Annotated in this window: 12 protein-coding genes and 1 pseudogene; 10 read left to right on the forward strand and 3 right to left on the reverse strand. The window is 59.5% G+C overall.

The window, feature by feature from the left end:
• Positions 1-216: 216 nt before the first annotated feature.
• Complete coding sequence (locus ASG68_RS10490) at positions 217-648, reverse strand: PaaI family thioesterase (RefSeq protein WP_062576360.1); 432 nt, start codon at positions 646-648, stop codon at positions 217-219.
• 153 nt (positions 649-801) lie between these two features.
• Between ASG68_RS10490 and ASG68_RS10495 the strand changes: the two genes are divergently transcribed.
• Complete coding sequence (locus ASG68_RS10495; protein WP_062576361.1) at positions 802-1,623, forward strand: enoyl-CoA hydratase; 822 nt, start codon at positions 802-804, stop codon at positions 1,621-1,623.
• Between the two features lie 33 nt (positions 1,624-1,656).
• Here the strand turns inward: ASG68_RS10495 and ASG68_RS10500 are convergent, their stop codons facing one another.
• Positions 1,657-2,493 carry an EamA family transporter gene (locus ASG68_RS10500; RefSeq protein ID WP_062576362.1) on the reverse strand — a complete coding sequence of 279 codons (837 nt, stop codon included), beginning with the start codon at positions 2,491-2,493 and terminating at the stop codon, positions 1,657-1,659.
• A 230-nt stretch (positions 2,494-2,723) separates the two neighbouring features.
• Between ASG68_RS10500 and ASG68_RS10505 the strand changes: the two genes are divergently transcribed.
• The 4 genes and pseudogenes from ASG68_RS10505 to ASG68_RS10520 all read left to right on the forward strand — a co-directional run bounded on the left by ASG68_RS10505 (position 2,724) and on the right by ASG68_RS10520 (position 5,775).
• Positions 2,724-3,152 (forward strand): CoA-binding protein, encoded by a 429-nt coding sequence (locus ASG68_RS10505; protein ID WP_062576363.1) that lies wholly within the window; start codon positions 2,724-2,726, stop codon positions 3,150-3,152.
• Between the two features lie 120 nt (positions 3,153-3,272).
• On the forward strand, positions 3,273-4,553 hold the full coding sequence (locus ASG68_RS10510) for an O-acetylhomoserine aminocarboxypropyltransferase (protein WP_062576364.1): 1,281 nt from the start codon (positions 3,273-3,275) through the stop codon (positions 4,551-4,553).
• A 51-nt stretch (positions 4,554-4,604) separates the two neighbouring features.
• Positions 4,605-4,949, forward strand: a complete 345-nt coding sequence (locus ASG68_RS10515; protein ID WP_062576365.1) for a cupin domain-containing protein — start codon at positions 4,605-4,607, stop codon at positions 4,947-4,949.
• 68 nt (positions 4,950-5,017) lie between these two features.
• Positions 5,018-5,775 (forward strand): annotated as a pseudogene (locus tag ASG68_RS10520) (adenylate/guanylate cyclase domain-containing protein).
• 18 nt (positions 5,776-5,793) lie between these two features.
• Here ASG68_RS10520 and ASG68_RS10525 read toward each other — a convergent pair.
• Positions 5,794-7,050 carry a cytochrome P450 gene (locus tag ASG68_RS10525; protein ID WP_413814007.1) on the reverse strand — a complete coding sequence of 419 codons (1,257 nt, stop codon included), beginning with the start codon at positions 7,048-7,050 and terminating at the stop codon, positions 5,794-5,796.
• 192 nt (positions 7,051-7,242) lie between these two features.
• Here ASG68_RS10525 and ASG68_RS10530 point away from each other — a divergent pair, with 192 nt between their 5' ends.
• The 5 genes from ASG68_RS10530 to lon all read left to right on the forward strand — a co-directional run bounded on the left by ASG68_RS10530 (position 7,243) and on the right by lon (position 15,036).
• Complete coding sequence (locus ASG68_RS10530) at positions 7,243-8,097, forward strand: endonuclease/exonuclease/phosphatase family protein (RefSeq protein WP_062576367.1); 855 nt, start codon at positions 7,243-7,245, stop codon at positions 8,095-8,097.
• 18 nt (positions 8,098-8,115) lie between these two features.
• Positions 8,116-9,675 (forward strand): phospholipase D family protein, encoded by a 1,560-nt coding sequence (locus ASG68_RS10535; protein WP_062576368.1) that lies wholly within the window; start codon positions 8,116-8,118, stop codon positions 9,673-9,675.
• 274 nt (positions 9,676-9,949) lie between these two features.
• The gene (clpP, locus tag ASG68_RS10540; RefSeq protein WP_062576369.1) at positions 9,950-10,582 is read left to right on the forward strand and encodes an ATP-dependent Clp endopeptidase proteolytic subunit ClpP; all 633 of its coding nucleotides are present in this window, start codon (positions 9,950-9,952) and stop codon (positions 10,580-10,582) included.
• 302 nt (positions 10,583-10,884) lie between these two features.
• Entirely contained in the window at positions 10,885-12,162 is a 1,278-nt protein-coding gene (gene clpX, locus ASG68_RS10545) for an ATP-dependent Clp protease ATP-binding subunit ClpX (protein ID WP_062576370.1), read from the forward strand.
• Between the two features lie 456 nt (positions 12,163-12,618).
• Positions 12,619-15,036, forward strand: coding sequence for an endopeptidase La (gene lon, locus ASG68_RS10550; protein ID WP_062576371.1), 2,418 nt, complete (start codon positions 12,619-12,621; stop codon positions 15,034-15,036).
• Positions 15,037-15,062: the final 26 nt, after the last annotated feature.

Here is a 15,062-nt window from a genome sequence, read left to right on the forward strand (position 1 = left end):
TTTCGTTTGAACCCGATACGTTGCCGCCGGGCGTTTCTTGTTGCTTGAATTTGGCAGGCATCAACCGGCCAAAAATGAAAGCGGCCCCAAGGGCCCGCGATCTGGTGCGGCTTATACGCAAGCGATGAAATGCGGTCAAGATTGCCGTTTTGTTGCTTCGCAAAAATTATGATGCAAAAACAATGGTTTGATTATGTGGTATTATAATACCACAAATTATCTCGGCGGAATCGAGTAAGTCGCGGTGGCATGAGCAACGAATTCCACTCCGCCTTGCTCCACGATGGCCGCATCTAGGACTGCCAGCCGCTTACCCAGTTTCAGAATCCGGCAGGTACACTCGAGAGCGCCGAGCCGGGGCTTTCTGAGGAAATTGATGTTGAGATTGGTGGTGACGGCAAGCGCCACCGGGCCAATATGGGCAAGCAGGGCGACATAGGCCGTGACATCGGCGAGAGCGAACAGCGCTGGTCCCGAGACCGTGCCGCCGGGGCGTAGATGTTTTTCGTTCGGATCGAACCGCATCGTTGCGGAGCCAGGGCCAACGGCGACCACCTCGAAGACTTTGCCATCCGTATGGACCTCGGAAAAATCCGTGTCCAGGAAGCGGTTAAGGTCAGCGACGGTCATGATCGGTTCAATCGGCATTCTTGTCTCCCGAACGGCTGTCCTGCTTAGAGTGCCGTTGGGCTTCGCTGGCAAGCTGGAAGAAAGTCTAGCGCGTATCACCGGTGCTTGAAACGGCGGTTGCGGCAGCGTACCAAGCGCTCATCCAGACAGGACAAGGAATAGGAAACAAACATGGCGGACATCGTTCCCCTGCACAAGGAAGAGCCCCGTGGCCTCGTGTTGCGCGAAATTTCCGGCGGCGTGCTGCGCCTGACGCTCAACAATCCTCCCGCCAACACGCTATCCATCGCTCTGATGCAGACACTGATGGCCGAGCTCGATGCAGTTGCCGAGTCCGACGAAATTCGGGTTGTTGTCCTTGCCGCATCCGGCGCGCTGTTTTCGGCCGGGCATGATCTGAAAGAACTGACGCAGCATCGAACCGATCTTGACGAGGGCAGGGCCTTTTTCGAAAGGACCATTCGGGTTTGTGCCGATCTGATGCTGAAGATCAATCACCTGCCGCAGCCGGTTCTCGCCGAGATCGATGGTCTGGCGACGGCGGCAGGATGCCAGCTGGTCGCCAGCTGTGATCTGGCCATCTGCACCGACAGTTCGACCTTCTGCACGCCGGGCGTCAACATTGGTCTCTTCTGCTCGACGCCGATGGTGGCCGTATCGCGCGCCGCCCATCCCAAGCAGGCAATGGAGATGCTCCTGACCGGCGAGACGATCGACGCCTCCACCGCCAAGGATTTCGGCCTGGTGAACCGCATCGTGCCGAAGCAATATCTCCAGCAGGTCGTCAACAAATATGCGGCCGTCATCGCCTCGAAATCACCGCAGGCGCTGAAAATCGGCAAGCAGGCTTTCTATCGGCAGGCGCCGATGGGCATTGAGGATGCCTATGCCTTCACGACGGGTGTGATGGTGGAAAACCTGATGAAGGCGGATGCGAAGGAGGGGATTGACGCGGTCCTGAGCAAGCGGACGCCGGAGTGGAAAGCCGATTAGAGGTCGTGCTTCACGTCTGTCGTTGATTGTTTATCAAGCCAGCTTCAGCATCAGCGCGCCAAGCGCTATGAGACAGGCCGCGACAATGCGGAAGACGCTGACGCGCTCCTTAAGTATGGTCACTGAAATCACGATCGCAAACAGGATTGACGTTTCACGCAGCGCCGCCACCGTTGCGACCGGCGCCTTGGTCATCGCCCAGAGCGCCAAGCCGTAAGCGCCGATCGAGCCGCCGCCGCCAATCAGGCCGCGCCACCATTGATGCCGGATATGGAACAGCACCGGTGCGAAGCCGCGTTTGGCGAAGGCCCAGGAAAACAAGAGGACCGGTGGCAGCAGCGCCATCCAGAGCGTGTAGGAAATCGGGTTGAGCGCAAGCCGCGCGCCAATACCGTCGACATAGGTATAGCTGGCGATGACCACGGCATTGGCAAGCGCCAGAAGAATGGCGCGCTTACCACCTTTTCGGGCCTCGAAGGCCAGCGTCAGCACACCCGTTGAGATCGTCAGGACGCCGGCGATGGCTCCACCTGACAGATTCTCGCCGATAATCGCGCCGCTCGTCGCCGCGACGAGAAGAGGCGCAACGCCGCGCATCAGCGGATAGACGAGGCCGATGTCGCCTGCACGGTAGGCGGCGGCCACGAGTTGAAAGTACGCAAACTGGAACAGCGCCGAAACAAGGATGAACGGCCATGCGTCTGGGTGAGGCAGTGGCATGAAGGGCAGGATGGGCAGGGCGACGACGGCGGCGCCGAGCGCGATCATCGCAGCGTCAAGCGATTTTTCCGACCCTGCCTTGACGAGCGCATTCCAGGTTGCATGCAGGAACGCCCCGAACAGGACGAGAGCGATAACGTCTAGCGGCACGATGAACCTTTGGAAGCGGCGAATGGGCTATTTGATCGCGTTTCTGGCTGCCATCAGGATGAAAAGCAACCGGATATCACCGAATAGGCCAAAATTGGCCACGCAGGACGCGAATTTGCCGACGAGCGTTTGCCTGAGGATTTCCGGTGCAACCGTGCCGCGCTTGGTTGACAGGAAAGATCGCTGTCCCAATTATCAGCCGCGACGAGTGCAGAACGCGGATTTCAAACATGAACCATGACGTGTACCCCGACTTTTACATCTCCGACATTTTGCGATCGACCAAGACCATCGCGCTTGTCGGGGCATCGCCGAACGCGGAGAGGCCGAGCCATCGCGTGATGGCCTTCCTGTTGCGCAAGGGTTACACGGTGTTCCCGGTCAATCCGGGGCAGGCCGGCAAGGAAATCCAGGGGCAGACGGTCTATGCGACGCTGGCCGATATTCCCGAGCCGATCGACATGGTCGATGTCTTTCGCGCCGCCGATGCGCTTCCGGCATTGGTCGACGAAATTCTGGCGGTGAAGCCGCGCCCGAAAGTGATCTGGGGACAGCTGGCGGTCCGTGACGACAAGGCCGCGGAGAAGGCGGAGGCTGCCGGCATCAAGGTCGTCATGGATCGTTGCCCGGCGATCGAATATCCGCGTCTGGTAGGCTGAAACCGCAGTGTCAAGTGCGCGGCATCGCGCCGCTCCCGCGAAAATTGTCAAAACATGCTTTGACCGAGGCTCGCCCCCTCTGAAATAGTGCGCCGGTCTTGGCCACGGGAGGATATGCCGATGAAGAATAATCCAGGTTTCAACACGCTTGCGATCCATGCCGGTGCCCAGCCGGATCCCACGACGGGCGCGCGGGCGACACCGATTTACCAGACGACGAGCTTCGTCTTCAACGATGCCGATCACGCCGCCTCGTTGTTCGGGCTGCAGGCTTTCGGCAACATCTATACCCGCATCATGAACCCGACGCAGGCCGTGCTGGAAGAGCGCGTCGCGGCGCTGGAAGGCGGCACAGCGGCGCTAGCCATTGCCTCCGGCCATGCGGCACAACTCTTGGTATTCCACACAATCATGAGCCCCGGCGACAATTTCCTGGCGGCGCGCCAGCTCTACGGCGGCTCCGTCAACCAGTTCGGCAATGCTTTCAAATCCTTCGATTGGCATGTGCGCTGGGTGGACACGGCTGACATCGCCTCGTTCGAAAGCCAGATCGATGACCGCACGAAAGCGATTTTCATCGAAAGCCTGGCCAATCCTGGCGGCACCTTCGTCGATATCGCGGCGATCTCGGCAGTCGCCAAGAAGCATGGTTTGCCGCTGATCGTCGATAACACCATGGCGACACCCTATCTCATCCGCCCGATCGAGCACGGTGCCGATATCGTCGTCCATTCTCTGACCAAGTTCATGGGTGGCCATGGTAACTCGATGGGCGGCGTGATCGTCGATGGCGGCACGTTCGACTGGTCGAAGTCCAGCAAATACCCGATGCTGTCGCAACCACGTCCGGAATATGCCGGTATAGTGCTGCATGCGACCTTCGGCAATTTTGCCTTCGCCATTGCCTGCCGGGTGCTGGGCCTGCGCGATTTCGGCCCTTCGATTGCGCCTTTCAACGCCTTCCTGCTGCTGACCGGCATCGAAACGCTGCCGCTGAGAATGCAGCGTCATTGCGACAATGCCTTGGCTGTCGCGACTTGGCTCAGCACGCATGAAAAGGTTGCCTGGGTGAAATATGCGGGCCTTGAGGGTGATGCCAATCATGGCCTGCAGCAGACCTATTCGCCGAAGGGCGCCGGTGCCGTCTTCACCTTCGGTCTGAGGGGGGGCTATGAGGCCGGTAAACGTTTCGTCGAGGGGTTGGAAATGTTCTCGCACCTTGCCAATATCGGCGACACGCGCTCACTGGTGATCCATCCGGCCTCGACCACCCATCGCCAGTTGACGCCGGAGCAGCAAACCGCTGCCGGCGCCGGCCCGGAAGTGGTGCGCCTGTCTGTCGGTATCGAGGATGTCAGCGATATTATCGCGGATCTCGAACAGTCGCTCGCTCAAGCCTAACTGACATTCAATGGCCGGGCGACCGGCCATCCCATCCTCGCGGAGATCGCCATGAAACACGCCCTGAAATTCGATCTGTCTTCCGTCGAGCCCGAACTCGCCGCGCCGCCAGAGGATCGGCTGATTTCCGGCAATCCGCATTTTCGAAGCTGGAATTTCGAGGAGGCTGACGGCGGCATTTATGCCGGCATTTGGGAGTCAACGCCGGGCAAATGGCGCATCGCGTATGAGGAATGGGAATATTTCCACATTCTTTCCGGCGTTTCCGTCGTCACGGAAGAAGGCGGCGCGGAAACCCATCTGAAGGCCGGCGACAGCATGATCCTGAGACCCGGCTTCAAGGGAACCTGGGAAGTGATTGAAACGACTCGCAAGGACTATGTCATTCGGCTCTAGGCGAGGCTTGCCAAAAATAGTCGGAAGGGACAGTCTGGATCGTCGAACAACCTAGGAGTTCGCGTCAGATGCAATCGGCCGCTCGCGACCACCCGCTCATTTGCCGGGGTTGCTGGGATCAGATGCACATGCCGATCCCCATCCGGGGCCGCTGGCCGTTCCATTTCGTATTTGCGGCATCACGCGCAGCAAGATGAACCCAAACATCTGCACGATCTGCGAGCGGTCTTTTCGCTACGTCAAGAAGCAGCGGCACATTTCAGCCACGGCTACAATCATGTTTGCTGACATCCGAGGCTACACCCATTTGTCCGAACGCATGGACGCAATCGTTCTAAGCGATATCGTCAGTGCTTTTCAGGACCAATGCGCCGAGGCTATCTGGGCTCACGATGGGATCGTCAATAAACAGATGGGCGACGGGCTGATGGCGATCTTCAATTTTCCGATCAAGGTCGAGCACCATGCTGCAGCCGCAATAGCCGCAGCAATCGACATCCAGAGACGCTGCGCTTCTGTGCTTGAGGACATGAAGAGGCGCGGTGCAGCGCTACCAATTGATGCGCTCGGCGTGGGCGTGGGTGTTCACACCGGTCAGGTTGAAATAGGGGAATTCTCGACCTTTCGCAGCGACTTCACAGCGATCGGTCGCACGGTGAACCTGACCGCCAGACTGGAATCCCAAGCGACGGCGGGGGAGATACTGGTTTCGGCCGAAGCTGCGGCAGGGGCGCAGAAACTTATGGCCTCGGCTGCTTCGCGGCTGCTGGTGCTCAAGGGTATTGGGCATCCCGTGCTGGCCCATGTTCTGTCTTCAACAGACTGATTGGAGCATAGCATTCCTCTACCATACGAGTTCCAGCCGGTCCAAACCGTGGAAGTGATAACTGTCCTTGATCTGCGGTTCGTCCTTGAAGCGTAGGCCGGGCAGGCGTTCGAACAAGATCGGCAGGGAAAGTTTCAGCTCCAGCCGCGCCAGCGGTGCGCCGATGCAGAAATGCAGTCCGGCGCCGAAGGAGACGTGGGCACCTTCATTGCGGTCCGGTCGGAAGGTGAGGGGATCGGAGAACTTTTGCGGGTCCACATTGGCGGCGCCAAGCAGCAGGCCGATCTTGTCGCCCTTCTTCAGCGTGATGCCGTCCTCCAGTTCGAGATCGGAAAGCGCATAGCGCTGGAAGACGTGCAGGGGCGCTGCATAGCGCATGCACTCCTCGATCGTCCGGTCGGTCGCGCCGTCGTTGGCGAAGGCTGCCTCGATGGACGTTCCGGTTTTGAGCAAAGCATGCACCGCATTACCGAGTTGATGCACTGTCGCCTCATGCCCGGCATTCAGCAGGAGCACTGCCGTCGAGATCAGTTCATCGTCCGACAGCCGCTCGCCGTCTTTTTCCGTGGTGATCATGTGGGTGAGCAGATCGTCCGACGGATTGTCGCGCTTCCAGTCGATGATGCTTTTCAGGTAGTCGGAGAATTCGGCGGAGGCCTGGTTGGCGTCCAGCTCCGTCTCCAGCGACGGGTTGAACATGTACATCTTCACCATGCGGTGTGACCAGTCGAGCAGCTTCGGCCCCATGTCGACCGGAACGCCGAGCATGCGCGCGATCACGGTGACCGGGATGATCTCGGCATAGGTCTGCAGCAGCTCGACTTCGCCATCCTTCTCGAAGCCGTCGATCAGCGAATGGGCAAGGGCCGCGATTTCCGGCTTGAGCTGTTCGATCTGGCGCGAGACAAAGGCCCGGTTGACCAGCGTGCGCAGGCGCGTATGGGCCGGCGGTTCCAGTTCCAGAAGCGAATAGGCTTCGAGCCGATCGAAATCCGCAAGATGCGGTTTCGGTTCCGGCAGACCCAGTTCCTCGCGGCTTGCGACATGCAGGATCTGCCGGCCGAAACGGCGATCGCGCAGCAGACCGTTCACCTGATCATAGCCTGTGAAGAACCATTTCTGCTGTTCTTCCCAGAAAAAGGCCGGGGATTGGGCATGCAGCGCCGCATAGGTCACGAGCGGATCGCGATAGAAGGCGGGGTTGCGGATGTCGATGGAGGCGCGGCGTGTCGAGGAATCGATGGAAGCGGCGGGGCGGCTGGACATGGTCGGCATTCTCGCTGAATGAAACTCGGATACTTCTCTAGGGGGCGAACGGCAGGCCCGACAAGACGTTTGTCCGATATCCGCGAAATATAGCCACGTGAAAACGGCGTTTTCCAAGCGGGCATTTTCACATGTCACCTTGCCTTGCAGTGCGACATGTCTATTTCATGGACGATGAAAAGCAACGACCAGAGAGTGACCATGGCCTCGTCGCATACCAGCCTGTCAGCCGGTATTCTTGCCGCCTTGCGTGGAAAGCGCGTTTCGCTCGCAGGTCGGGATCCGGCCGGAGAGCGCGGCGATACGGTCATCGCGTCCTACAACATCCACAAATGCGTCGGCACCGACAAGAGATTCGATCCGGGTCGCATCACCGAGGTGATCTCCGAAATCGGCGCCGATATCATCGCCCTGCAGGAGGCCGATCAGCGCTTCGGCGAGCGGGCAGGGCTGCTGGATCTGGAAAGACTGCATCGCGACTGTCACCTGATCGCAGTGCCGGTCGCGGCATTCTCGCCAAAGGGGCACGGCTGGCATGGCAACATGCTGCTGTTGCGCGAGGGGGCGGTCGCCAAGGTTCATCAGTTGAAGCTGCCTGGGGTCGAGCCGCGCGGCGCGCTTGTGGTCGATCTCGATCTGAAAGGCGGGCCGCTGCGGATCGTTGCGGCACATTTCGGGCTGTTACGGCATTCCCGTGCGCAGCAGGCAGCAGCGATCCTGGCCGCGATCAAGGGAGCGGAGGAGCGGCCGACCCTGCTGATCGGCGATCTCAACGAATGGCGTATGGGACGTCGATCGGCCCTCAGCTTTCTCAGCCCGGTCTTCGATCACGCTGCGACCGCGGTGCCGAGCTTCCCGTCGCGTTTTCCATTGCTGGCGCTCGACCGGGTGATGGGCAGCCCCCACAATCTCGTAACCGCAGTAGAGGTGCACAATACGCCCTTGTCTCGTGTTGCCTCTGACCACCTGCCGATCAAGGCATTCGTCGATCTGAAGGCGGCCGTCGCGAACATGGGGGAAAAGGCTGGCGAGGCGGTTTCCGCTGCCCAAAGCTGAGGAACGGGTGGTCGTTTGATGCGCGCGTCCATCGTCGCCCTTTATGTCTCAGCGTCCGGCCTGTTCGTTCTTGCTGTCGTCTACCTGTATGGCCGGTTCGGACGCAGGCTGCACGGTCCTCCGTCCAGCGCGGTACAGCCGGTGCCGGACCAGACGGAGATCGACCGCCTCTCAGGACCGCTGCTTCAAGACCATGCGGGCGAAAACGCCATCACACTGATCGCCGATAACATGGATGCCTTCGCCCTGCGTGCCGCTTCGGCACGCAGGGCAGGGCGAAGCCTCGACCTGCAATATTATTATTGGAAGAATGACCTGACGGGCCGGATGCTGGCGCGCGAAGTGCTTGATGCCGCCGACCGCGGCGTTCGTGTCCGTCTGCTGCTCGACGACATCAATGCCGGCCTGCACGATCGCATGTGCTTGTCCCTCGATGCGCATGAGCATATTGAGGTGCGCTTGTTCAACCCAAGTCGGGCGCGCACTGATCGGTTCAAGCGTGGGCTTGAAATGATGCTGCGGCCACTGCGTGCCTCGCGGCGCATGCACAACAAGCAGTGGATCGCCGATGGCCGCGTGGTCATCGCCGGCGGGCGCAATATCGGCGACGCCTATTTTGACGCTGACGAGCAGTCGAATTTTCGCGATCTCGATGTGTGGATGCTCGGCCCCGTCGCTGACGAAGCGGCCGCGGTGTTCGATCGCTACTGGAACAGTTCGGTGGTCGTGCCGATCGGTTCGCTTCGTACGCCGCGAAAGCATTATCTGCCGAATTTTCGAAGCAAACTGGAGAGGGTCGCGGCGTCGAAAGGAGGGCAATTCTATCTCGGTCATGTCGAAGCGGTCGTGAATGAGGGCGGTCTGCTGCCGGCCGATATGACCTGTCACTGGACGGGTGAGGCGCAACTTGTTTCCGATCCGCCGGAAAAGGCGTTTTTGCAGAAGCGCAGTCACTCGATCATGCGTGAGTTGATGCCGGTACTGACCTCCGCCCGTCGCGATGTCCGGGTGATCTCGCCCTATTTCATTCCCGGGACGATCGGGACGATAGAGATCGGTAAGCTGGTGGATCGCCAGGTCAATGTGGCTGTCCTGACCAATTCGCTTGCTGCAACGGATGTTGCCGCCGTTCACGGCGCCTATGCCAACTACCGCAAGGCGCTGCTGAAGTCGGGCACCGCGCTGTTCGAACTGAAGGCCGTGCATGACGCCACCGACCAAAAGCGCATGTCGCTGTTCGGTTCGCGGGGCGCCAGCCTGCACACCAAGGCCTTTACCGTGGACGGCAAGTCCGGTTTTGTCGGGTCGATGAACTTCGATCCGCGATCGGCCTCCCTCAATACGGAAATGGGCGTTCTGTTCACGCATCCGGCGCTGGTTGCGGAAGTCGAGGCGATCTTCGATGAGGAGACCAGTCCGGCCAACAGTTTCCGTCTCACGCTGGAGCGGAACCGGCTCCGTTGGCATGACATCGATGGTGAAACGCCGCGGGTGCTGAAACACGAGCCGGAGGCGGGCTTCTGGCGCCGGCTGCTCGCCGGGATCATTGGCATCCTTCCGATCGAATCCCAACTCTGAGCGGCTTTACTGTTTGTTTACCGTGCGCGTCCGAATGCCTGTGGGCGCGCCGGCAGGAGTGCCTCACACAAGCAATCCCGGATATAAGCCATTAAGATATCGACGCTAAATCGCGTGCTCGAGGCAACCGAATCGCGACCGTAGCCGTATTAACGTTATGCAGAGTTCGCGACTTGAAGTGGGGTACTTGGACACTCTATGTATGGACAAGAGATATTCCCGATGATTCCCGGTGTGCAGCAGGGTTTGCATACTAGCAAGACAAAGGTTTGACATGAGAAATCCCGTTGATACCGCTATGGCTCTGGTGCCGATGGTCGTTGAGCAGACCAATCGCGGCGAGCGCTCCTACGATATCTTTTCGCGCCTCCTGAAAGAGCGCATCATCTTCTTGACGGGTCCTGTGGAAGACCACATGGCGACGCTGATCTGCGCCCAGTTGCTGTTCCTCGAAGCTGAAAACCCCAAGAAGGAAATCGCCCTCTACATCAATTCGCCGGGTGGCGTCGTCACCGCCGGGATGGCGATCTACGACACGATGCAGTTCATCAAGCCGGCCGTCTCGACGCTCTGCATCGGCCAGGCTGCCTCCATGGGCTCGCTTCTGCTGGCCGCCGGCCACAAGGACATGCGTTTTGCCACGCCGAATGCCCGCATCATGGTTCACCAGCCCTCCGGTGGCTTCCAGGGGCAGGCTTCGGACATCGAGCGTCACGCCCGCGACATCCTGAAAATGAAGCGCCGTCTGAACGAGGTTTATGTCAAGCACACCGGCCGGACCTATGAAGAGGTTGAACAGACGCTTGATCGTGACCACTTTATGACTGCGGATGAAGCCCTGAGCTGGGGTGTTGTCGACAAGGTGATCACCTCGCGCGAAGCGATGGAGAGCGCCTCGGACGCGTAAGGTTCAAGCTTTTGTGTGCGGATAGATGCATTTGTGACACAAATGTAACCGTCATGGGGCTTTATCCGCAGGCCAAAGACGTTAATATCGACCGTTAATGCTATGTTGAAGTTTGAAGTCCTAGCATTCGGTATTCGGTGGGAGATTCGTTGCTGCCGGACATCAAACATGGGTGTTTGAGGCCGGTTCGTACTCCCAAAAGTCCCGCAGCTTTTCGCATGATGCCGGAAAGCACGGCGGGGCGGGTTGAGTAGTCCGTGTCACCTTGTCGAGGGTGTCCGGCGTGCTGGAAGGAAAGTGATATGAGCAAGGTCAGCGGTAGCAACGGCGGTGACTCCAAGAATACCCTATACTGCTCCTTCTGCGGAAAGAGCCAGCACGAAGTCCGCAAGCTGATTGCCGGACCGACCGTGTTCATCTGCGATGAATGCGTCGAACTCTGCATGGACATCATCCGCGAAGAGAACAAGACCTCGATGGTCAAGTCCCGCGATGGCGTTCCGACGCCGCAGGAAATCATCAAGGTTCTCGACGAATACGTCATTGGCCAGCAGCAGGCCAAGCGTATCCTGTCGGTCGCGGTTCACAATCATTATAAGCGCCTGGCGCATGCCGCCAAGGGTACGGACGTCGAGTTGGCCAAGTCCAACATCATGCTCGTCGGCCCGACCGGTTGCGGCAAGACCTACTTGGCGCAGACGCTGGCACGCATCATCGACGTGCCGTTCACCATGGCCGACGCCACGACACTGACCGAAGCGGGCTATGTCGGTGAGGACGTCGAGAACATCATCCTGAAGCTCCTTCAGGCAGCCGACTACAATGTCGAGCGTGCGCAGCGCGGCATCGTCTATATCGACGAAGTCGACAAGATTTCGCGCAAGTCCGACAACCCGTCGATCACCAGGGATGTCTCGGGCGAGGGCGTGCAGCAGGCACTTCTGAAGATCATGGAAGGCACCGTCGCTTCCGTTCCGCCGCAGGGCGGCCGCAAGCATCCGCAGCAGGAATTCCTGCAGGTTGATACGACGAACATCCTGTTCATCTGCGGCGGCGCGTTCGCAGGCCTCGACAAGATCATCTCGGCCCGTGGCGAAAAGACCTCGATCGGGTTCGGTGCTTCGGTCAAGTCGCCGGAAGATCGTCGCGTCGGCGAAGTCCTGCGCGAACTGGAGCCGGAAGACCTGGTCAAGTTCGGCCTGATCCCGGAATTCATCGGCCGTCTGCCGGTTCTGGCGACGCTCGAGGATCTCGACGAGCCGGCACTGATCCAGATCCTGTCGGAGCCGAAGAACGCCCTGATCAAGCAGTACCAGCGCCTGTTCGAGATGGAAGATGTCGAGCTGACCTTCCACGAGGATGCTCTGCGCGAGATTGCCAAGAAGGCGATCATCCGCAAGACCGGCGCCCGGGGCCTGCGCTCGATCATGGAAAAGATCCTGCTCGACACGATGTTCGAACTGCCGACGCTGGAAGGCGTGCGCGAAGTGGTCATCTCTGACGAGGTGGTCAAGGGCTCGGCCCGCCCGCTCTACATCTACTCGGAGCGCTCGGAAGAGAAGGCCAATGTTTCGGCCTGATCGCCTCACTGCATACAATCGAAAGGCTCGCCATGTGCGGGCCTTTTTTGTGTCACAGGCTGTAATCGTGAATCAAAGCCATCGCGATCTCGTTCGCTGTTGGCCTCATGCGTATCCGGCATGTCTCATATGTGAGCAAAGCGCGGGCGTGCAGTTGCCGCCAGGCTCGCAAATGCACAGAATCCGCGATTGCTAAACTGCGGCAACAACGCGATTATGCTATGATTCTATATCGGTTGATGCCGATACGAAGTGTGCCTGTTGAGTTTCGCGGCAAGGTCCGCGACAGTCAGATGCCGTTTAATATCCGACTACGACTTCCTCCCTTTTCGGTAGTCGGCAAAGGGTTGAAAACAGACGTCACACACTCCACCTGACAGTGGAAAGAATGAGAACCGGAAGCGCTCTTGAACGCTTCGGGTAACGCGCCCGGAAACGGGACGGAAAGGAAATGACATGACGAGCAAAACGTCTCCGGCAATCGAGAGTGCGACCTATCCGGTGCTGCCATTGCGCGACATCGTGGTGTTCCCGCACATGATCGTGCCGCTCTTTGTCGGCCGTGAAAAATCGATTCGCGCGCTTGAAGAAGTCATGGGCACCGACAAGCAGATCATGCTTGCGACCCAGATCAACGCCAGTGACGACGATCCGGAACCATCCGCGATCTACCAGATCGGCACGATCGCCAATGTTCTCCAGTTGCTGAAGCTGCCCGACGGGACCGTCAAGGTTCTGGTCGAAGGCCGCTCGCGCGCTGAAATCGACGGCTATACCCGTCGCGAGGAATTCTATGAGGCCATGGCCCATCCGCTGGCAGAGCCCGCGGAAGATCCGGTCGAGATCGAAGCGCTGAGCCGCTCGGTCGTCTCCGAGTTCGAAAGCTATGTGAAGCTCAACAAGAAGATCTCTCCTGAGGTCGTCGGCGCTGCCAGCCAGATCGAAGACTATTCGAAGCTGGCCGATACGGTCGCCTCGCACCTCTCCATCAAGATCGTCGAGAAGCAGGAAATGCTCGAGACGACCAGCGTCAAGCTGCGCCTTGAAAAGGCGCTCGGCTTCATGGAAGGCGAGATTTCGGTTCTCCAGGTCGAAAAGCGCATCCGCTCGCGCGTCAAGCGCCAGATGGAGAAGACCCAGCGCGAATATTACCTGAACGAGCAGATGAAGGCGATCCAGAAGGAACTCGGCGACGGCGAGGAAGGCCGCGACGAGATGGCCGAACTGGAAGACCGCATCGCCAAGACCAAGCTGTCCAAGGAAGCCCGTGAAAAGGCCGACGCGGAAGTCAAGAAGCTGCGCCAGATGAGCCCGATGTCGGCGGAAGCCACCGTCGTGCGCAACTATCTGGATTGGCTGCTGGGTATTCCGTGGTCGAAGAAGTCGAAGGTCAAGACCGACCTCAACCATGCCGAAAAGGTGCTCGAACTCGATCACTTCGGCCTGGACAAGGTCAAGGAACGGATCATCGAGTATCTGGCGGTCCAGGCACGTTCGCAGAAGATCAAGGGGCCGATCCTGTGCCTCGTCGGCCCTCCGGGCGTCGGCAAGACCTCGCTTGCCCGTTCGATCGCCAAGGCGACCGGCCGCGAATATATCCGCATGGCGCTCGGTGGCGTTCGTGACGAAGCCGAGATCCGCGGTCACCGCCGCACCTATATCGGCTCGATGCCCGGCAAGGTCATCCAGTCGATGAAGAAGGCGAAGAAGTCCAACCCGCTCTTCCTGCTCGACGAGATCGACAAGATGGGACAGGATTTCCGTGGCGACCCGTCGTCGGCTCTGCTCGAGGTGCTGGATCCGGAACAGAACTCGACCTTCATGGACCACTATCTCGAAGTGGAATATGACCTGTCGAATGTGATGTTCATCACCACGGCGAACACGCTGAACATCCCGGCGCCGCTGATGGACCGCATGGAAGTGATCCGCATCGCCGGCTATACCGAAGAGGAAAAGCTGGAGATCGCCAAGCGGCACCTGCTGCCGAAGGCGGTTGCCGATCATGCGCTTCAGGCCAAGGAATTCTCCGTGACCGACGAAGCGCTCCGCACGGTGATCCAGACCTATACCCGCGAGGCGGGCGTGCGCAGCCTTGAGCGCGAGCTGATGAAGCTTGCCCGCAAGGCCGTGACCGAAATCCTCAAGGGCAAGACCGACAAGGTCGAAGTCACGCCGGAGACGGTCAACGAATATCTGGGCGTTCCGCGCTATCGCCACGGCGAAGCCGAGCGGACCGACCAGGTCGGCGTCGTGACCGGTCTCGCTTGGACGGAAGTCGGCGGCGAACTGCTGACGATCGAAGGCGTGATGATGCCGGGCAAGGGCCGCATGACGGTGACCGGCAACCTGCGCGATGTGATGAAGGAATCGATTTCGGCGGCGGCATCCTATGTCCGTTCGCGCGCTATCGACTTCGGCATCGAGCCGCCACTGTTCGACCGCAGTGACATCCACGTGCACGTGCCGGAAGGCGCGACGCCCAAGGATGGTCCTTCGGCCGGCGTTGCGATGGCAACGGCGATCGTGTCGATCATGACCGGCATCGAAGTCGACAGGAATGTCGCGATGACCGGCGAGATCACGCTGCGCGGTCGCGTGCTGCCGATCGGCGGTCTGAAGGAAAAGCTGCTTGCAGCGCTTCGCGGTGGTATCAAGAAGGTGCTGATCCCGGAGGAAAATGCCAAGGATCTGGCGGATATCCCGGACAACGTGAAGAACAATATGGAGATCATTCCGGTCTCGCATATCGGTGAAGTGCTCAAGCATGCCTTGACGCGGGCGCCGGTGGCGATCGAATGGGATCCGTCCAAGCAGCCGGCTCCGATCGCTTCGGTCGATACCGACGACGCCGGAACGGCGATCGCGCATTAAGCGCTTGACTTGCAAGCCAATGAGTG

The sequence above is a fragment of the Rhizobium sp. Leaf453 genome (assembly GCF_001425605.1).
GTDB lineage: Bacteria > Pseudomonadota > Alphaproteobacteria > Rhizobiales > Rhizobiaceae > Pararhizobium.

Excerpts from the sequence above, each read along its gene's own strand:
- ASG68_RS10490 (WP_062576360.1), bottom strand. The coding sequence starts at position 648 with ATGCCGATTGAACCGATCATGACCGTCGCTGACCTTAACCGCTTCCTG.
- ASG68_RS10495 (WP_062576361.1), top strand. The coding sequence starts at position 802 with ATGGCGGACATCGTTCCCCTGCACAAGGAAGAGCCCCGTGGCCTCGTG.
- ASG68_RS10505 (WP_062576363.1), top strand. The coding sequence starts at position 2,724 with ATGAACCATGACGTGTACCCCGACTTTTACATCTCCGACATTTTGCGA.
- ASG68_RS10510 (WP_062576364.1), top strand. The coding sequence starts at position 3,273 with ATGAAGAATAATCCAGGTTTCAACACGCTTGCGATCCATGCCGGTGCC.
- ASG68_RS10515 (WP_062576365.1), top strand. The coding sequence starts at position 4,605 with ATGAAACACGCCCTGAAATTCGATCTGTCTTCCGTCGAGCCCGAACTC.
- ASG68_RS10525 (WP_413814007.1), bottom strand. The coding sequence starts at position 7,050 with ATGCCGACCATGTCCAGCCGCCCCGCCGCTTCCATCGATTCCTCGACA.
- ASG68_RS10530 (WP_062576367.1), top strand. The coding sequence starts at position 7,243 with ATGGCCTCGTCGCATACCAGCCTGTCAGCCGGTATTCTTGCCGCCTTG.
- ASG68_RS10535 (WP_062576368.1), top strand. The coding sequence starts at position 8,116 with ATGCGCGCGTCCATCGTCGCCCTTTATGTCTCAGCGTCCGGCCTGTTC.
- clpP (WP_062576369.1), top strand. The coding sequence starts at position 9,950 with ATGAGAAATCCCGTTGATACCGCTATGGCTCTGGTGCCGATGGTCGTT.
- clpX (WP_062576370.1), top strand. The coding sequence starts at position 10,885 with ATGAGCAAGGTCAGCGGTAGCAACGGCGGTGACTCCAAGAATACCCTA.
- lon (WP_062576371.1), top strand. The coding sequence starts at position 12,619 with ATGACGAGCAAAACGTCTCCGGCAATCGAGAGTGCGACCTATCCGGTG.